This is a genomic window from Acidihalobacter prosperus, from assembly GCF_000754095.2.
Taxonomy (GTDB): Bacteria; Pseudomonadota; Gammaproteobacteria; order DSM-5130; family Acidihalobacteraceae; genus Acidihalobacter; species Acidihalobacter prosperus.
Genome location: NZ_JQSG02000002.1, coordinates 220,668 through 236,787, shown reverse-complemented (window position 1 = coordinate 236,787; position 16,120 = coordinate 220,668). Strand labels below are relative to the sequence as shown.

Sequence of the window (16,120 nt, the reverse complement as noted above, 5' to 3'; positions counted from 1 at the left end):
ATCTCGCGCGATGCGGCGATACGGGGCTTTGAAAGTGCGCTACCATGACCCCATGTTGTCAACCATGATCCGATTGATGCTGACGGCCGGTCTGCTGACGGCCATGATGACCTTTCGAGCGCAGGCCGATGCAGGACCGACGGCCATGCCGACCTGCAATATTTCCCAGTCGCAATGGGAAAGCCCCGACCGCAGCCGCACGTTGCTCGCCGATCCGGCGTTGCGGCGTCTGTTGCAAGCTTGGGCGTCGCACCCGTCCAACCGCCTGAGCATCGAGTACCCGGGTGGAGAACAAGGCGACATCTGGGCGCACCGTCTGGTCGCCTGGTTGGTGGCCTTCGGCGTTTCCCGGCACGAAATCAGTCTGTTCCCCGGTGGCAGCGACATGAACACACTGTCGCTCAGCCTGCAATCGGACGGAAGCGGCGCATGAGTCGCGTGGCGGCCATCCAGATGGCTTCCGGGCCGAACCGCGAAGCCAATCTGCTCGAGGCGGCGCGACTGCTCGAAGAGGCGGCTGACGCCGGCGCCAGGCTGGCCGTGTTGCCGGAATGCTTCGATCTGATGCCGCGCAGCGACGCTGAACGCGCGGCGGCCGCCGAGACCGACGGCCAGGGCCGCGTGCAAGACTTCCTTGCCGCACAGGCGCAGCGCCACCAGCTCTGGCTGGTGGGCGGCACCATCCCGCTGCGTTCGGACGACCCCGCGCGCGCCTATGCCAGTTGTCTTGTATACGGCCCGGATGGCCGCAGGGTCGCGCGTTACGACAAGATCCATCTATTCGACGTTTCCCTGAGCGCCAGCGGCGAGCAATATCATGAATCCGCCACCACCATGCCCGGCCGCGAGCCGGTCGTGGTTCAGACCGATATCGGCTGTGTGGGCTTGGCGGTCTGCTACGATCTGCGCTTCCCCGAGCTTTTCCGCACGCTGCAGCGCCGCGGCGCCGAGCTGTTCGTGCTGCCGTCGGCATTTACCGCGTTGACCGGGCAGGCGCACTGGGACGTGCTGCTGCGGGCGCGGGCGATCGAAAACCTGAGTTACCTCGTGGCCGCCGCGCAGGGTGGTTTTCATGTGAGCGGTCGCGAAACCTATGGCCACAGCCAGGTGGTCGATCCTTGGGGGCTGGTGCTGGCCGGTCGCGGAAGCGGCGCCGGCGTGGTGGTCGCCGATGTGGATCTGGCGCAGCAACGGCGTATCCGCGGACAATTCCCCACTCTCGAACATCACCGGCTGGAGCTTCCGGCCGCGACGGAGACCTTATGACGGACAACGCACTCGATCTCGCCCAGGCGCATATTCTCGCGCCCTCGGGACTCGGCGAGCAGGATCTCAGCCGAGCCCTTTCCAGCCTGCTGGGCGGACAAATCGACAGCGGCGACCTGTATTTCCAGCTCAGCCGCCACGAGTCCTGGGGGCTCGAAGACGGCATCGTCCGCGAGGGTTCCTGGGGGATCGATCAGGGTGTGGGCGTGCGCGCGATCAGCGGCGACAAGACCGGTTTCGCCTATAGCGACGAAATCGTACTGCCCGCACTGCTGGATGCCGCTCAGGCCGCGCGCGCCATCGCCCACGGCGGGCAGTCCGGGCGCATGCAGGCCTGGCAGGCGAAGGCAGGGCACGCCTTGTACATGCCGCAGGACCCGACGCGAGAGCTCACGCCTGAGGACAAGATCGCATTGTTGCAGCGCGTCGACGCCGAGGCGCGCCGCCAGGATCCGCGTGTGACCCAGGTGATGGTCAGCATGGCCGGCGAGCACGACCTCATCCTGGTGGCGGCAAGCGACGGCACCCTGGCGGCGGACGCGCGGCCGCTGGTGCGGCTCAACGTGACCGTGATCGTCGAATCCGACGGCCGTCGGGAGCAGGGTCACGCCGGTGGCGGCGGGCGTGTCGATTACCGATATTTTCTGGAGGAGGACCGTGCGCTGGGTTACGCCCGCGAGGCGGTGCGTCAGGCGCTGGTGAATCTCGATGCGGTCGCGGCACCGGCCGGCAACATGACGGTGGTGCTCGGTCCCGGCTGGCCCGGCGTATTGCTGCACGAGGCCATCGGCCATGGCCTGGAAGGCGATTTCAACCGCAAGCAAACCTCGGCCTTCAGTGGTCGGCTCGGTCAGCGCGTGGCCGCCAAGGGCGTGACCGTGGTCGACGACGGCACGCTGCCCGAGCGACGCGGTTCGCTCAACGTGGACGACGAGGGCATCCCCACGTCCTGCACCACACTGATCGACGACGGGGTGTTGGTCGGTTACATGCAGGACCGGCTCAATGCCGGTCTGATGGGCATGGCACCGACCGGCAACGGCCGGCGCGAGTCCTATGCCCACTTGCCGATGCCGCGCATGACCAACACCTACATGCGCGCGGGCAACGACGATCCGCAGGAGATCATCGCGTCGGTCGAAAAAGGCTTGTATGCGGTCAATTTCGGTGGCGGCCAGGTGGACATCACCTCCGGCAAATTCGTGTTTTCCGCCTCGGAGGCCTACCTCATCGAGAACGGCAAGGTGACGCGCCCGGTCAAGGGCGCGACCCTGATCGGCAACGGTCCGGACGTGCTCACCCGGGTGACGCGCATCGGCAACGACCTCAAGCTCGACGACGGCGTCGGCACCTGCGGCAAGGACGGACAGAGTGTGCCGGTAGGCGTCGGCCAGCCGACCCTGCGGGTCGATGGCCTCACCGTGGGCGGCACGCAGGCCTGAGCCGTGGCGCATCGGTGCTATAACCCGGGGTAGGCCAATCTCCCGGAGGAATACGCCATGAAGCCCACCTTTGCCGAACTGCTGGACGTGACGCGCCCCCTGCCTCAGGGCCACGGTATCGACGGGATCGTCCAGTGGCATTGTTTCCGCCACCGCGAGGATGCCGCCGGTTTTGTGCCGTCGATACGTCTGCTCGGCGCGCAACAGCTCGTCGGCGGTCGCACCGAGGACAGCCTTGGCCCCTTGTGGTGGGTCGGGGTGCGCGTCGACAACCTGGGGCGCTGGGGTAATCTGCAGGCCGTGAACAAGCACGGGGCGAGTGCCTGATGCACTCGCCCTCCTTACCGAACAGAATCGACAAGGAGTATCCATGAACGCGATCCGCCCCCTGGCGATGGACGAGACACAGCTTGAGGCGGTGGTTGCACAGGCGCTGGAGGAAGCCGGTCGCGCCGGCGCGACCGCAGCCGAGGCCGTGGTCAGCATCGACAACGGCCTCGGCGTCAGCGTGCGTCTGGGCGAGGTCGAGACCTTGGAATACCATCGCGACAAGGGTCTGGGGCTGACGCTCTATTTCGGTCAGCGCAAGGGCAATGCGAGCACCGCCGATTTTCGTCCCGAGGCGATCCGGGAGGCGGTTGCGGCGGCTGCCGCCATTGCCCGGCATACCGCAGAGGATCCCTATGCCGGGCTTGCCGAGGCCGGGCGGATGGCGGGCCATTACCCCGATCTGGATCTCGACCACCCCTGGGCGCTGGAGCCCGGAGATGCGATCGAGCTGGCGCGCAGCTGCGAGGCCACGGCCCGCGGCGTGGACGCGCGCATCAAGAATTCCGAGGGCGCCAGCGTCAACACCTATCGCGGCACGGTGGTCTACGGCAACACGCATGGCTTTACGGGTGGCTATACCGGCACCCGTCACAGCCTGAGCTGTTCCGTGGTCGCCGAGCAGGATGGCGCGATGCAGCGGGACTACTGGTACTCGGCTTCGCGCCGCGCCGCGCAGCTCGACAGCGCCGAACAGGTGGGCCGTGAGGCCGCGCGCCGCACCCTGCGTCGCCTCGCCGCGCGCAAGCTGGGCACGCGCCAGGTGCCGGTGATCTTCGAGGCCGATCTCGCACGCGGCTTCATCGGCCATTTTGTGGGCGCCATCCGCGGCGGCGCGCTGTACCGCAAGGCCAGCTTCCTGTTGGATCAGCTCGGTGAGCCGGTGTTCCCGTCATTCATGCAGATCGAGGAGCAGCCGCATCTGCCGGGCGCTCTGGGCAGCGCGCCGTTCGACGGCGAGGGCGTGGCCACGACTCGCCGCGAACTGGTGCGCGACGGCGTGCTGCAGGGTTACGTGCTCGACAGCTATTCGGCCCGCAGGCTTGGCATGGAAACGACGGGTAACGCCGGTGGCGTGCACAATCTGACCGTCAAGCCCGGCGAGCGCGATCTTGAAGGATTGCTGCGCGAAATGGGTACGGGTCTGCTGGTTACCGAACTGATCGGACACGGCATCAACATGGTGACGGGCGACTACTCGCGCGGCGCCGCCGGCTTCTGGGTCGAAAACGGCGAGCTGTGCTACCCGGTGGAGGAAATCACCATCGCCGGGAACCTCAAGGACATGTTCAAGGGCGTGGTCGCCGTCGGCAGCGATCTGGATGCGCGCGGCAACATCCGGACTGGCTCGATCCTGATCGACCGCGTCACGGTTGCCGGCGAAGCCTGATGCCGTCGGAGGCGCGCGACATGACGCATGCCGCCGATATGCCGCTGGACCTCGCGCCATTGGAGGCGGTGTGCGCGCTGATCGAATCGGCGCCCGGTTCGGCCGGGTCGCTGGTGTTCTACGGTCTCATCAAGGGCATGGCGCCGGAACTGGAAATGCGTGGCAACCCGGTCGCCCTGAGCCGTCTGCGCATGCTCGATGCCGAGCAGCGCCGCCTGGCGTACGCGCTCATGGAGCTGCATGCGCAGGGCGCCAACCGCAGCGCCGAGTGGGCCGCATGCGTGGCGCGTCTGGACCGCGCGGTGGCCGCCGGCTGAGCGAGTCGAACGCGTTTCAGGCGTCGACGCGGGCGAGGAATTCGCGGGTACGCGCCTCGCGGGGCTCGCCGAAGATCTGCGACGGCGGCCCGTCCTCCAGAATCCTTCCCTGATCGAAGAAGCAGACGCGGTCGGCCGCCTCGCGCGCGAAGCGCATCTCGTGGGTGGCGATGAGCATGGTCAGGTCGCTTTCCTCCGCCAGCTCGCGGATCACGCCGAGCACCTCGCCGATCATCTCCGGATCGAGCGCGGAGGTGGGTTCGTCGAACAGCATCACCTTGGGCTGCATGGCCAGCGCGCGGGCGATGGCCACGCGCTGCTGCTGACCGCCGGAAAGCTGCGCGGGGAAGGCGGTCAGCTTGTCGCCCAGGCCGACGCGTTCGAGCAACGCGCGGCCGCGCGCCTCGGCCTCGGCGCGGGGCAGCTTCAGCACCCGCAGCGGCGCCTCGATCACGTTGCGCAGCGCGGTCATGTGCGGGAACAGGTTGAAGTGCTGGAACACCATGCCCACCTGGGTGCGCATGCGATGCAGATAGCGTTCGCCGGCCGGCTTCGAGCCGCCGCCGGGCAGCGGTTCGTGCCAGAGCGGGGTGCCGTCGATATAGACCTCGCCGCCCTGGATGCGCTCCAGGGTCATCAGGATGCGCAGCACGGTCGACTTGCCGGAGCCGGAGGCGCCGATGATCACGACCTTTTCCCCGCGCTGGATGTTGAAGTCGAATCCCTTGAGGATCTCGAAGTCGCCGAAGCGCTTGTCTACGGACTGGAACTGTACGATGGGCTGGGTCATTTCAGGGGGATTCCGCTCTTGGGCAGCCAGCGGTCGAGCCGGTGCACGAGGTAGGAGACGACCAGGGTGGTGAGCAGGAACAGTGCGCCCACCATCGTCAGGGGGATCAGGTAGTTGTAGGTCTGGCCGCCGATGATGTTGGCCGCGGCCAGCATGTCGAGCACGGTGATGGCCGAGAGCAGCGGCGCGTCCTTGATCATGGACACGAGATAGGTGCCGAGCGCCGGGATGATGCGCGGGACCGCCTGCGGCAGCACGATGTCCTTATAGGTGGTCCAGCGGTCGAGGTCGAGCGCGCGTGCGGCCTCCCACTGGCCGCGCCCGACCGCCTCGATGCCGGCGCGGTAGATCTCGGCGCAATAGGCGCTGTACTGCGCGCCCAGCGCGATGGTGCCGATGGCGAAGGCGGGCAATGAGAGCCCGAAGCCGGGCAGCACGTAGAACAGGAAGAAGAGCTGCACCAGCAGTGGGGTGTCGCGCAGGAATTCGACCACGAAGCGCACCGGCCAGGAAATCAGGCGCAGGCGGATGCCCTGCAGCAGGGCGAACACGAGGCCGAGCACGAGGGCGAGCAGAAAACCCAGCGCCGTGGCTTCCAGGGTAACCTTGAGACCGATCAGCAGGATCGGCAGGATGGACCAGGCGAAGGTCAGCATATCGCCGCTGGTATCCCAGTGCAGGCCGAAGAGCATCGTTTACTTCCTCGTCTTCCAGCGGCGCAGGCGGTTTTCGAGCCCGCGGATCGCCCAGCTCAGCAACAGCGCGAGGCCGAAGTAAGCGAACAGGGTCACGGTGTAGATGCGCGTGGTCTCGAAGGTCAGGTTCTGCAGGTTGTTGGCGTAGTAGGTGAGGTCGGCGAGGCTGATCAGCGACACCACCGAGGAGTCCTTGAGGTTCTGTACCGCGAGGTTGCCGAAGGTCGGCATCATCTCGGGCAGCGCCTGCGGGTAGAAGATGCGGTAGATGCGTTGCGCCGGGGTGAAACCCAGGGCGATGGCCGCCTCGCGTTGTCCGCGGGGCACGGCCTGGAGCGCGCCGCGCACGACCTCGGCCCCATAGGCGCCGATGTTAAGCGATAGCGCCGCGATGCCGGCGACGAAGGGCGAGAGCGACAGCCCGAGCAGCGGCAGAGCGTAGTACAGCCAGAACAGCTGCACGATCAGCGAGGTGCCGCGAAATATCTCGACGTAGGCCGTGGCGAAATAGCGCACCGGCCGCCACTGCACGGTCTTGAGCGTGCCGAAGACGAAGGCGATCAGGACCCCCAGCACCGAGGAGAGCAGCGTCAGCTCCACGGTCATCTGGAGGCCCTGAGCGACGTTCAGGGCGATTTGCGTAAAGGTCATGATCGTTCCTTGATCATCGCGCCTCGCCCGGTGGGCTTAGTGACCCGCGCAGAGCATGGCCGTAGAGGCCTTGCGGGCCGCTTCCACGTCCTCGTGCGAGAGGCCGTAGTGCATCTCGTCCCTGGCCCAGGCTTCGGTCTTCTGGTAGGCGGCCAGCTTCTCGTCGAAACGCTTGATGAAGGCCGTGTCCGACTTGCGGAACGAGAAAGCGCCGTAGCTGCGCGTGGGCTTGCCGTGGTAGATCGGCTGCGTGAAGGGTTCGGCCCCGACCACGGTCGGGCTGCGTTTGGCCAGATTGTGCACCGTCAGACCAGTGGCCGCGTAGGCATCGATGCGTCCGGCCTGCAGCGCGGGGATCGCGTCGGAGTTGGCGTTGATCATCACGATCTGGCTCTGCGGAATACCCATGGACTGGGCGAAATTGAGCTCGTCGGCGCCGGTCACGATGCCCAGCTTGAGCTTGGGATTGTCCTTGAACGCCTCGTAGCTATGGATGTTGTGCGGGTTGCCCTTGGCCACCAGCAGACCTTCGCCGTAGCTGGAATTGACCTTGGAGAAGGTGACCTGCTTGCAGCGTTCGGGGAGCACGTTCTGGCTGGCGGAAGCCATGTCGATGCGTCCGGCCTTGACCGCCGGGATCAGGGCGCCGAAGGGCAGGATCACCCATTCGATGCGTTTGACGCCCATCTCATGCAGCACGTGCTTGGCGGCGTTGGGTGCGATGCCCTGAACCTTGCCGTCCGCGCCTTTGTAGCCATAGGGGATTTCGTTGGCGATACCGACCTTGATGGTGCCGGTTTTTTCGACTTTTTCGAGGAGGCCCCCGGCATGGGCGCCGGGCAGAGCGATGAGGGAGAAGGAGAGGAGGGTGAGTAAGCTGGCGATGCGTTTTTTGTAGGAGGTCATCATTCCGTGTGGGTGTGGGTTCCTTATTTACCCTACGGGATCGTCTGGGGGCTCGCAACCCGCGCTCCCGGGGTGTGGGTTGCCCGGGCACAGTGGTGTCAGGTCGAGACGGCGGAGGGCGTCGAGGGCATATTCCAGCGCGCCCTCGGCGCACAGGCCGCGCAGCGCAGCCTCCTCGTAGGCGTCGAGCGCCGCCTGCAGGCAGGCGGCGCGCACGCGCTCGGCAAACGCGTGCGCTTGCGGATCAGCGCAGGATGGCATCCGCGAGTCCCCATTTGCTGGCCAGGGTCTCGGTGGCGTTGGCCAGTTCCTCGGCGCGCGCCGGGTGGTTGTAGCGGCCCGAGGCGAGCCAGCGCAGCGCGGTGTCGCGGTCGGGCGCGAGCGACAGCAGGTGGATCAGCTCGCCGGCCTCGCTGCCGACGATCTCCCCACCGAGCAGGGCGCCGCTGTCCATGTCGCCGATGAGACGCACGAAGCCGTCGGTGTCGTCCTGGCCGAGGGCTCGCGGCGAGGTTTCGAAGGCGGCGAAACCGACGGCGGGTTCCAGGCCCTCGTCCTCGGCGGCGTCCTCGTCCATGCCGAGACGTGCGAGCTCGACCGCGCTGTACACGGCGAGCGGCACCCAGGCGCTGTCCTGTGCCTGGCCGCGGCCGTCGACGATGTTGTTGACGGCCACCGTGGCGTCGGACAGGGCGTGATTGGCGGTCATCTCAGGGCTGGCGACGTCGCCGATGGCGTAAATGTGCGGCTGTGAGGTCTGCAGCTGCGGGTTGCGCCGGACGAAACCGTGCTCATCGCATTCGATGCCGACCTTGTCCAGATCGAGCCCCTCGGTGTAGGGCACGCGGCCGGTGCCGAGGCACACCCAGTCGACCTCCACCTTGTCGCCGTCCGTGAGTTTGATGCGCACACCGTCGCCGCTGGTATCCACGGCGGCGAAGCCGGACACCTTGCGCAGGGCGACGTCGTGGCGGGCGAGGGCGTCGCGCAGCACGCCGCGCGCCTGCGGGCTGAACGGAATCTTGCGCAGCGGTTCGGAGCGTGCCAGCCAGACGACCTCCTTGCCCAGCATGGCGAAGATGAAGGCGAATTCGGTGGCGACCACCCCGCTGCCGACGATGGCCACGCGTTTGCCCGCCGGTGGCCGACTATCGAACAGCATGTCGCTGGTGAGTACCTTGCCGGCCTCGGCGACGAAGGGCTCGGGGACGTGAGCGCGGCCGCCGGTGGCGATGACGAACGCCTCGGCCTTGAGTGTGCGATCTCCGTCGCGGCCGACGATGCCGAGCGTGTGCGTATCGACGAAGCGGCCTGTGCCCTCGAAGGTGGCGATCTTGAGCCGCTTCATGTAGTCGACGTAGCTCTCCTGCACACTGGCGACCACACCTTCCTGATGCTCCCAGGCCGCGTCCATGCCGGCGCTGAGCGTGCCGGCGATGCCGCGCTTCGCGAAGTTGCGGCTGGCGGCGATCAGCTGGGCGGTGTGGTGCCAGTCCTTCTTCGGCACGCAGCCGCGGTTGAGACAGCAGCCGCCCCAGTCGGCCTTTTCGACGATGGCCACGCGCCGCCCCTTGAGGGCAGCGAGGATGGCGGCCCGGTAGCCGCCCGGGCCGGAACCGATGATGGCGATGTCGTAGGTTTCTTCACTCATGAAAGGACTCCTGTGGGCGAACCGATCAGTGCCAGTCCACCGACTGCAGATACAGGGCGAGACTGGTGTCGTCCCCTTCCTCGGTCTGGGTCAGCTTGACCGGCAGTTCGTGCAGCGAGGGCGCCAGCCAGAAATCGAACCGGATGCGCTTGGCGTGCCACAGTCGCTGCAGATGCCGGGTTTCGAGCCGCCCCATCGGCGTGACCACGCTGGCGCTGCCGAGATCCTCGAAGACGTAATGACTGAGCTTGTCCTTGGTCTCCACGGTCGTGAAACGCAGCGGCTTGCGGTCCTGGGCGACGGCCTGCATCAGCGCCAGTTGCAGCGACAGGCGATCGAGCGTGCCGGGTTCGATCGCAACCCTGACCGCGTCACCGTTCTGCATGTGCCCGCTAGCCATGCCGGCCTTGCGGTCGAAGCGGATCACGGCCGTTTTCGGCGCGCCGTCGCCGCTATGTTCGAAGCGGTATTCGAACGGCAACGGCGACGGGCCGGGCGCGAGCAGGCTTTCTTCGGTGATGCGGTCGTGGCGGAACCAGGCGATCACGCCGGCGGGCAGGGTCACCTGGCGGTAGACCAGCTGCCCATTTTCACGCCCAAAGGCGACCGTCACCCGCGCGACGGTCATGCCGAGCTTCTTGAGCACGTAGTGAGCGGTGAAGAAGGGGATGCCATAGGCGCCGTCCCTGGCGCCGGTCGCGGCATCGGTGGTCGCGGCGGCGCTGCCGAGTAAAAGCAGGAGGGCGAGCGGCAGGGCGGCAAGCCGTTTCACGATGAGGAGGACTCCTCGCCGGGCTCAAGCTGCCGCGGCGTGTATAGAGGGTTGCCGTCTAGGGTCGCGCGATCGCCGTCGAGTCGCAAGCGGCCGCTGACGAACCAGGCGATCGCTTCGGGATACAGGCGGTGTTCGACGGCCTGCACCCTTGCCGCCAGCCGTGCGGGGGTGTCGTCCGCAAGTACGGCGATGCGCCCCTGTAGCACCACGGGGCCGCCGTCCAGTTCGCGGGTGACGAAATGGATGCTGGCGCCGTGTTCGGCTGCGCCATCGGCGAGCGCGCGCGCATGGGTGTCGAGACCAGGGTAGCGCGGCAGCAGCGAGGGGTGGATGTTGAGCATCCGCCCCAGGTAACGGTCGACGAACTCGGGTGTGAGAATGCGCATGAAGCCCGCCAGCACGACGAGATCGGGGCGCTGGGCGTCGATGGCGGCCGCCAGCGCCGCATCGAAGGCTTCGCGCCCGTCATAGCCGGTGTGGTCGACGATCCGGGTGGGGATGCCATGGTGCGCGGCGCGGGCCAGCGCGCCCGCCCGGGGGCGGTTGCTGATCAGGGCGACGACGCGGGCGGCAATCGCGCCGCGTTCGACGGCCTCGACGATGGCTTCGAAATTGCTGCCTTCGCCGGATGCCAATACGACGATACGCGGCAGTGGCGCTTCGCTCATCGGCGCGTGTAGACGGTCCGCGGCTCGTCCGCATCCGTGGCCGCGATCTGGCCGATCACCGTGGCTTCGAGGCCGTGCTGCGCGCAATGCGCGAGCGCCGCGCCAGCGTCGGCCTCGGCCACGATCACGATCATGCCGACACCGCAGTTGAAGGTGCGTAGCATCTCCGTCTCTTCGACACGCCCCTCGGCCTGCAGCCAGCCGAATATTTCGGGGCGCGTCCAGGCGTCGGGATCGATGTGCGCCTCGGTGCCGGCAGGCAGAACGCGCGGGACGTTTTCGGTCAGCCCGCCGCCGGTGATATGGGCGAGGGCGTGCACGGGCAGCGCCTCGATCAGCGCCAGCAGCGGCTTGACGTAGATTTGCGTCGGTTCGAGCAGGTGTTCACCCAGGCTGCGCCGGCCAAGCGGTGCGCTCAGATCGGCGCCGCTCGCGTCGACGATGCGCCGGATCAGCGAATAGCCGTTGGAATGCGGGCCGGAAGAGGCTAGGCCTATGATCGCGTCGCCGGGCGTCACGCGGCTGCCGTCGAGCATCCGAGCGCGCTCGACGATACCGACGGCGAAACCGGCCAGGTCGTAATCCTCGCCTTGGTACATGCCGGGCATTTCGGCGGTTTCGCCGCCGATCAGGGCACAGCCGGCCTGAGTGCAGCCATCGGCGATGCCTGCGACCACCTCGGCCGCGCGCGGCACGTTGAGATGGCCGGTGGCGTAGTAGTCGAGGAAGAACAGCGGTTCGGCACCCTGCACCACGATGTCGTTGACGCACATGGCGACGAGGTCGATGCCGATATGCCGGTGGCGATTCAGAGCCTGGGCCAGCTTGAGCTTGGTGCCCACGCCGTCGGTACCGGAGACCAGCACCGGCTCGCGGTAACGCTCCCAGGGCAGGGCGAACAGGGCGCCGAACCCGCCGAGACCTGCGAGCACTTCGGGACGTCGCGTGGCGGCGGCCAGCGGTTTGATCCGTTCCACCAGCGCTGCGCCGGCGTCAATATCCACGCCCGCGTCGCGGTAGTTCAGGCCTTGTGAGGCGGTTTTTTTGTCGGTCATGGGCGTATCCGCGGGGAAGGGCGCTAATGGTATTGTCCGGGCCGTGCCATGTAAACCGGCCGGCGATGGCCTGTGGTATCTTTATCCACTGCATGAATTTCCAGGGCCGGACGCAACGGGGACGCTGCAACGTGATGAATTTCAATCGGGTCCGTGCGCGGGCTCTGGCGCTCGGGGTATGTCTGCTCGCGTGGCTCGCGGTCATGCCGCCGGCTGCGGCCGTACAGGTCGATGGGCTTTACCGCGCAACGGTGCCGGTAACGGATCGTAGCGAAGCCGTCCGTGCGACAGCGTTCCAGCAGGCGCTGTCGCAGGTGTTGGTCAAGGTCACCGGCGACGCCGCTGCAGCATCCAGTCCGGCGCTCGCCACGGCCTTGCAACAGCCTTCCCAGTACATTCAGCAATACGGCTATCGGCAGAGCACGTCCTCGCCCGGCACACCGGTTGCCCTGCAGCTTCAGGTTCGCTTCGATCCGCCGGCCATCGACCAGTTGCTGAGCGCGGCACAGCTGCCGCTTTGGGGGCGCGAACGCCCGCTGGTCGTGATGTGGGTCGGCGTCGACCCGGCAGGTGCCGGCCGTTACATCGTTGCCGGCGACGGCGACCCGGCGCATGCAGACGCGCGCGGCGCCCTGCAGCAGGCGGCGGACGCGCGTGGTCTGCCGGTTCTGTTCCCGCTGCTTGACCTGCAGGATCAGGGTGCGGTGCGCTTCTCCGATTTGGATGGCGGCTTTATGGACACCGTGGTCGCGGCGTCGGCTCGCTACGAGGGCAATGCCGTGGTGGCAGGGGTCGTGCGCCCCTCGGTCGGCGGCCAATGGCGCGGGCAGTGGTGGCTGGTTTTCCGTCATCAAACGGATCACTGGGTCACCCAGGGGGCCGGCCGCGACGCGGCGCTCGCTGCGGGCGTGGACGGCGTGGCCGATCGTCTGGCCGCGCTGTTGGCGGTCGGCGGCGGCATGCAGGCCAGCCAGATGGCCGATGGCGCGATGCGGGTCGAAATCGCCGGCGTGACGCAGGTATCCGCCTATGCGCGCATCGATCATTTGCTCACGCGTCTCGCGCCCATCGCCTCGGCGCAGATGGTCGCCGCCAGCGGCGACCGCGTGACCTTCAGCGTGACCCCGCGAGGCAGCGTCGACGACGTGGCGCGCAATCTGGCGCTGGTCAGCTGGCTGATGCCCATGTCGGCGCCGTCGCCTTCCGTATCATCCGCCGTCCCGGGCGGGATGCCCGTGAGCGGCGGTCTGCCGGCCGCGAGCAGTGTGGCGATGCCGGCTGAGGCCAGTGTGGCATCGCCGGTGCCGGTCCCCATGCCCGTGAAAACCCTGTATTTCCGGTATCAGCCTTGAACGACAGCGCGGGTATGCGGGGCGAGGTATGGCTGGGGCTGGCGGTCGTGCTGCTGGCCAGTTGGCTGGTCTATCTGTTGGCCCCGATTCTGACCCCATTCCTGGTGGCTGCGTTGTTTGCCTATCTCGGCGACCCATTGGCCGACCGCCTCGAGCGCTGGCGCTTGCCGCGTACGCTGGCCGTGGTCGTGGTCTTCGTGCTGATGGGGGGCGCGCTGCTGCTGGCGCTGCTGTTGCTGGTCCCGGTGCTGGAAAACCAGCTCAACGTGCTGGTGCACGCCTTGCCCGGCTATGTGGCTTGGCTGAACGCGCATCTGTTGCCCTGGGTGCAGCAGCATCTCGGCGTGGACATGAGCGCCCTCAATCTGCAGGCGCTGCCGGATCTGATCACCGCACACTGGCGGCAGGCGGGCGGCATCGCGGCTCGCGTGGTCGATACGCTCAGTCGGTCGGGCCTGGCGCTGCTCGGTTGGCTGGCCAACCTTTTGCTGATCCCGGTCGTGGGATTCTATCTGCTGCGGGACTGGGATCGCCTGGTGGCGTATCTGCACGAATTGCTGCCGCTGCGTTTTCGCGACACCACGGTCACGTTGACCCGTGAGGCGGACGAACGCCTCGGCGCATTCCTGCGCGGCCAGTTTGCGGTCATGCTGGCGCTGGGCACCGTCTATGCCGTGGGGCTGTGGCTGGCCGGTCTCAAGGTTGGCATCCTGATCGGCATCGTGGCCGGGTTGGTCAGTTTCGTGCCTTATCTCGGGTTTGCCTTCGGCATCGTGTCGGCCGCGATCGCGATGTTCTTTCAGACTCATGAACTGCTCGCCTTGTGGCCGATCGTACTGGTTTTCGGCGTCGGTCAGATTCTCGAAAGCGCCGTGTTCACGCCGTTACTGGTGGGCGATCGCATCGGTCTGCATCCAGTTGCGGTGATTTTCGCGGTCCTGGCGGGAGGACAGCTCTTCGGTTTCGTCGGCGTGCTGCTGGCGTTGCCGGTGGCGGCAGTGCTGGCCGTCCTGCTGCGGCATGCGCATCGCCGCTATCGCAACAGCCGGTTTTTCCGCAGGCCGCGCACGGATGCGGGCAAGTTCGATGGTTGACCAGCTCGCGCTGAATCTGCGCCTGCGCGCGGAAACCACGCTGGCGGCCTACCTGCCGGCACCGGACCAGTTGGAGATACCGAGCACCGTGCGCGCACTGGTGGCGGGGGAAGCCGGCGTTCCCCAGCTCTATCTCTGGGGCGGGCCGGGTACCGGCAAGACTCATCTGGCCCAGGCCGCCTGCCATGAAGCCGGTGCGCGAGGTCTTTCCGCCGCCTATCTGCCGCTGGGAGAACTGGTCTCCATGGGCCCCGCGGTGCTGGAGGGTCTGTCGTCGGTGCGGCTGCTGGCGGTGGACGATCTCGACCGGGTATGGCGGGAGCCCAAATGGCAGCGTGCGTTGTTCGGGCTGATCAACGAGGTGCGCGAACATGACGGCCGCCTGCTGCTTGCCGCCGGGGTCCGCCCGGACGAGGAACGGGTCTCGATGCCGGATCTGCGCTCGCGGCTGCTGTGGGGAGCAGTCTTTCATCTGCGCCCGCTCGACGAGGGGCGCCTCCGTCGCATGCTGCAGCTCGGTGCCCGTTCGCGCGGGTTCCCGTTGGGCGAGCCGGAAACCGAATACCTGTTGAGGCACGCTGCCCGCGATCCCGGCTCGCTGATGCGGCTGCTCGACCGTCTCGATGCGGCAAGCCTCAAGGCACGTCGCCGCGTCACGGTGCCGCTGATCCGCGCGGTGCTCGATCAGCCCTGACCCAGGCGCGCCGCAGCCTGCGCCACACGCCGACCCAGCACCCGGCACAGCTCGGCTTCGTGGGCGCTGACCGGGCGATCGCCTTCGCCGCCGCCAACATGGCTGGCGCCATAGGGCGTGCCGCCGGTTTCGGTGGCGAGCAGCGCGGATTCGGTGAACGGGATGCCGACGATCAGCATGCCATGGTGCAGCAGCGGCAGCATCATGCTGAGCAGGGTGCTCTCCTGGCCGCCGTGCAGGGTGCCTGTCGAGGTGAACACGGCGCCCGGCTTGCCCGCCAGCGCGCCGGACAGCCACAGACCGCTGCTTTGGTCGAGAAAGTATTTCAGCGGGGCGGCCATGTTGCCGAAACGGGTGGGGCTGCCCAGCACCAGACCGGCGCAGTCCCTCAGGTCGTTAAGGGTCGCGTAGGGCGGCCCCGAGGCCGGAATTTCGTCCTCGACCGCCTCGCAGGTCGCCGAAACGGCTGGCACCGTGCGCAGGCGGGCCTGCATCCCGTCCACTTCCTCGATGCCGCGCACGATGCGGCGCGCCATCTCGGCCGTGCCGCCGCGGCGGCTGTAGTAGAGCACGAGGATGTCGCTCATGCGTCCAGTATTTCCAGAACGCTTTCGGGCGGACGCCCGATGGCGGCGCGCCCGTCTGCGATCACGATCGGACGCTCGATCAGGCGCGGGCGCTGAATCATCGCCAGAATCAGGGTCTCGCGGGTCAGGCCGGGGTCGTCGAGCTGGGCTTCGGCATACTCGTCTTCCTGCCGGCGCATCAGCTCGCGCGGCTCCATTCCCAGCAGGTCGAGAATGCGTCCGAGTTCGTCCTGCGACGGCGGCTGCTCGAGGTATTCGACGATCCGCGGTTCGAGGCCGCGCGCGCGCAGCAGTTCCAGGGTCGCGCGCGACTTGCTGCAGCGCGGGTTGTGATAGATCACGACATCGGATGTCTGCATGATGGGGTTTCCTAAGGCTCGATAACCTGATCATTGCTTGAGTTGGCGCGGCGCCGCCGCGCAGCGCTTGACCGTTTCGCGGGTGGGTGCTAGCGTCGCTA

General features: G+C 67.3%; 20 protein-coding genes. 9 read left to right on the top strand and 11 right to left on the bottom strand.

Going from position 1 to position 16,120, the window contains the following annotated elements; genetic code table 11:
- Nucleotides 1-52: 52 nt before the first annotated feature.
- Genes THPRO_RS05105 through THPRO_RS05080 form a run of 6 tightly spaced genes read left to right on the top strand, consistent with a single transcriptional unit; the run spans nucleotide 53 to nucleotide 4,742 of the window.
- A complete protein-coding gene (locus THPRO_RS05105; RefSeq protein ID WP_145930700.1) occupies nucleotides 53-433 on the top strand; it encodes a hypothetical protein in 381 nt (126 codons plus the stop codon).
- A complete protein-coding gene (locus THPRO_RS05100) occupies nucleotides 430-1,266 on the top strand; it encodes a carbon-nitrogen hydrolase family protein (protein WP_038089441.1) in 837 nt (278 codons plus the stop codon). The genes THPRO_RS05105 and THPRO_RS05100 overlap by 4 nt, the downstream gene beginning before the upstream one ends.
- The gene (gene tldD, locus THPRO_RS05095) at nucleotides 1,263-2,708 is read left to right on the top strand and encodes a metalloprotease TldD (protein WP_038089443.1); all 1,446 of its coding nucleotides are present in this window, start codon (nucleotides 1,263-1,265) and stop codon (nucleotides 2,706-2,708) included. The genes THPRO_RS05100 and tldD overlap by 4 nt, the downstream gene beginning before the upstream one ends.
- A 57-nt stretch (nucleotides 2,709-2,765) precedes the next feature.
- On the top strand, nucleotides 2,766-3,035 hold the full coding sequence (locus THPRO_RS05090; RefSeq protein ID WP_038089446.1) for a hypothetical protein: 270 nt from the start codon (nucleotides 2,766-2,768) through the stop codon (nucleotides 3,033-3,035).
- Nucleotides 3,036-3,078: 43 nt separating this feature from the next.
- The gene (pmbA, locus tag THPRO_RS05085) at nucleotides 3,079-4,425 is read left to right on the top strand and encodes a metalloprotease PmbA (protein WP_082954454.1); all 1,347 of its coding nucleotides are present in this window, start codon (nucleotides 3,079-3,081) and stop codon (nucleotides 4,423-4,425) included.
- Nucleotides 4,426-4,445: 20 nt separating this feature from the next.
- A complete protein-coding gene (locus THPRO_RS05080; RefSeq protein ID WP_145930699.1) occupies nucleotides 4,446-4,742 on the top strand; it encodes a hypothetical protein in 297 nt (98 codons plus the stop codon).
- Between the two features lie 16 nt (nucleotides 4,743-4,758).
- On the opposite strand, the gene ehuA is transcribed toward THPRO_RS05080, so the two are convergent.
- The 9 genes from ehuA to purM are packed head-to-tail and all read right to left on the bottom strand — an operon-like array spanning nucleotide 4,759 to nucleotide 11,933.
- Nucleotides 4,759-5,532, bottom strand: coding sequence for an ectoine/hydroxyectoine ABC transporter ATP-binding protein EhuA (ehuA, locus tag THPRO_RS05075; RefSeq protein WP_038089451.1), 774 nt, complete (start codon nucleotides 5,530-5,532; stop codon nucleotides 4,759-4,761).
- Nucleotides 5,529-6,224: an ectoine/hydroxyectoine ABC transporter permease subunit EhuD gene (gene ehuD / locus THPRO_RS05070; RefSeq protein WP_038089454.1), complete on the bottom strand. Its 696-nt coding sequence runs from the start codon at nucleotides 6,222-6,224 to the stop codon at nucleotides 5,529-5,531. Before ehuD ends, ehuA begins: the two co-directional genes overlap by 4 nt.
- Nucleotides 6,225-6,227: 3 nt before the next feature.
- On the bottom strand, nucleotides 6,228-6,878 hold the full coding sequence (gene ehuC, locus THPRO_RS05065) for an ectoine/hydroxyectoine ABC transporter permease subunit EhuC (RefSeq protein WP_038089458.1): 651 nt from the start codon (nucleotides 6,876-6,878) through the stop codon (nucleotides 6,228-6,230).
- Nucleotides 6,879-6,914: 36 nt separating this feature from the next.
- Entirely contained in the window at nucleotides 6,915-7,784 is an 870-nt protein-coding gene (gene ehuB, locus THPRO_RS05060; RefSeq protein ID WP_201786940.1) for an ectoine/hydroxyectoine ABC transporter substrate-binding protein EhuB, read from the bottom strand.
- Between the two features lie 27 nt (nucleotides 7,785-7,811).
- Nucleotides 7,812-8,045, bottom strand: coding sequence for a hypothetical protein (locus tag THPRO_RS05055; RefSeq protein WP_038089464.1), 234 nt, complete (start codon nucleotides 8,043-8,045; stop codon nucleotides 7,812-7,814).
- Nucleotides 8,029-9,435, bottom strand: a complete 1,407-nt coding sequence (locus THPRO_RS05050; protein WP_038089467.1) for a dihydrolipoyl dehydrogenase family protein — start codon at nucleotides 9,433-9,435, stop codon at nucleotides 8,029-8,031. Before THPRO_RS05050 ends, THPRO_RS05055 begins: the two co-directional genes overlap by 17 nt.
- A 25-nt stretch (nucleotides 9,436-9,460) precedes the next feature.
- Nucleotides 9,461-10,207 (bottom strand): DUF3108 domain-containing protein, encoded by a 747-nt coding sequence (locus THPRO_RS05045; protein ID WP_038089470.1) that lies wholly within the window; start codon nucleotides 10,205-10,207, stop codon nucleotides 9,461-9,463.
- Nucleotides 10,204-10,878, bottom strand: a complete 675-nt coding sequence (gene purN / locus THPRO_RS05040) for a phosphoribosylglycinamide formyltransferase (protein ID WP_038089473.1) — start codon at nucleotides 10,876-10,878, stop codon at nucleotides 10,204-10,206. Before purN ends, THPRO_RS05045 begins: the two co-directional genes overlap by 4 nt.
- On the bottom strand, nucleotides 10,875-11,933 hold the full coding sequence (gene purM, locus THPRO_RS05035) for a phosphoribosylformylglycinamidine cyclo-ligase (protein ID WP_065089302.1): 1,059 nt from the start codon (nucleotides 11,931-11,933) through the stop codon (nucleotides 10,875-10,877). Before purM ends, purN begins: the two co-directional genes overlap by 4 nt.
- A gap of 134 nt (nucleotides 11,934-12,067) precedes the next feature.
- Here purM and THPRO_RS05030 point away from each other — a divergent pair, with 134 nt between their 5' ends.
- From THPRO_RS05030 to hda, 3 genes are read left to right on the top strand one after another with little or no spacing between them, the layout of a single operon-like run.
- A complete protein-coding gene (locus tag THPRO_RS05030) occupies nucleotides 12,068-13,285 on the top strand; it encodes a DUF2066 domain-containing protein (protein ID WP_161489932.1) in 1,218 nt (405 codons plus the stop codon).
- Entirely contained in the window at nucleotides 13,282-14,379 is a 1,098-nt protein-coding gene (locus tag THPRO_RS05025; RefSeq protein ID WP_236717252.1) for an AI-2E family transporter, read from the top strand. The genes THPRO_RS05030 and THPRO_RS05025 overlap by 4 nt, the downstream gene beginning before the upstream one ends.
- Nucleotides 14,372-15,073 carry a DnaA regulatory inactivator Hda gene (gene hda, locus THPRO_RS05020; protein ID WP_052064295.1) on the top strand — a complete coding sequence of 234 codons (702 nt, stop codon included), beginning with the start codon at nucleotides 14,372-14,374 and terminating at the stop codon, nucleotides 15,071-15,073. Before THPRO_RS05025 ends, hda begins: the two co-directional genes overlap by 8 nt.
- Here hda and wrbA read toward each other — a convergent pair.
- Complete coding sequence (gene wrbA, locus THPRO_RS05015) at nucleotides 15,064-15,660, bottom strand: NAD(P)H:quinone oxidoreductase (protein ID WP_065089301.1); 597 nt, start codon at nucleotides 15,658-15,660, stop codon at nucleotides 15,064-15,066. The genes hda and wrbA overlap by 10 nt on opposite strands.
- Nucleotides 15,657-16,019 carry an arsenate reductase (glutaredoxin) gene (gene arsC / locus THPRO_RS05010; RefSeq protein ID WP_038089487.1) on the bottom strand — a complete coding sequence of 121 codons (363 nt, stop codon included), beginning with the start codon at nucleotides 16,017-16,019 and terminating at the stop codon, nucleotides 15,657-15,659. Before arsC ends, wrbA begins: the two co-directional genes overlap by 4 nt.
- Nucleotides 16,020-16,120 lie beyond the last annotated feature (101 nt).

Coding starts and splice junctions, on each gene's coding strand:
- ehuA (WP_038089451.1), bottom strand. CDS start 5,532: ATGACCCAGCCCATCGTACAGTTCCAGTCCGTAGACAAGCGCTTCGGC.
- THPRO_RS05090 (WP_038089446.1), top strand. CDS start 2,766: ATGAAGCCCACCTTTGCCGAACTGCTGGACGTGACGCGCCCCCTGCCT.
- THPRO_RS05100 (WP_038089441.1), top strand. CDS start 430: ATGAGTCGCGTGGCGGCCATCCAGATGGCTTCCGGGCCGAACCGCGAA.
- THPRO_RS05030 (WP_161489932.1), top strand. CDS start 12,068: ATGAATTTCAATCGGGTCCGTGCGCGGGCTCTGGCGCTCGGGGTATGT.
- ehuD (WP_038089454.1), bottom strand. CDS start 6,224: ATGCTCTTCGGCCTGCACTGGGATACCAGCGGCGATATGCTGACCTTC.
- wrbA (WP_065089301.1), bottom strand. CDS start 15,660: ATGAGCGACATCCTCGTGCTCTACTACAGCCGCCGCGGCGGCACGGCC.
- THPRO_RS05105 (WP_145930700.1), top strand. CDS start 53: ATGTTGTCAACCATGATCCGATTGATGCTGACGGCCGGTCTGCTGACG.
- THPRO_RS05055 (WP_038089464.1), bottom strand. CDS start 8,045: ATGCCATCCTGCGCTGATCCGCAAGCGCACGCGTTTGCCGAGCGCGTG.
- tldD (WP_038089443.1), top strand. CDS start 1,263: ATGACGGACAACGCACTCGATCTCGCCCAGGCGCATATTCTCGCGCCC.
- purN (WP_038089473.1), bottom strand. CDS start 10,878: ATGAGCGAAGCGCCACTGCCGCGTATCGTCGTATTGGCATCCGGCGAA.
- pmbA (WP_082954454.1), top strand. CDS start 3,079: ATGAACGCGATCCGCCCCCTGGCGATGGACGAGACACAGCTTGAGGCG.
- THPRO_RS05080 (WP_145930699.1), top strand. CDS start 4,446: ATGACGCATGCCGCCGATATGCCGCTGGACCTCGCGCCATTGGAGGCG.
- hda (WP_052064295.1), top strand. CDS start 14,372: ATGGTTGACCAGCTCGCGCTGAATCTGCGCCTGCGCGCGGAAACCACG.
- purM (WP_065089302.1), bottom strand. CDS start 11,933: ATGACCGACAAAAAAACCGCCTCACAAGGCCTGAACTACCGCGACGCG.
- arsC (WP_038089487.1), bottom strand. CDS start 16,019: ATGCAGACATCCGATGTCGTGATCTATCACAACCCGCGCTGCAGCAAG.
- ehuC (WP_038089458.1), bottom strand. CDS start 6,878: ATGACCTTTACGCAAATCGCCCTGAACGTCGCTCAGGGCCTCCAGATG.
- THPRO_RS05050 (WP_038089467.1), bottom strand. CDS start 9,435: ATGAGTGAAGAAACCTACGACATCGCCATCATCGGTTCCGGCCCGGGC.
- ehuB (WP_201786940.1), bottom strand. CDS start 7,784: ATGACCTCCTACAAAAAACGCATCGCCAGCTTACTCACCCTCCTCTCC.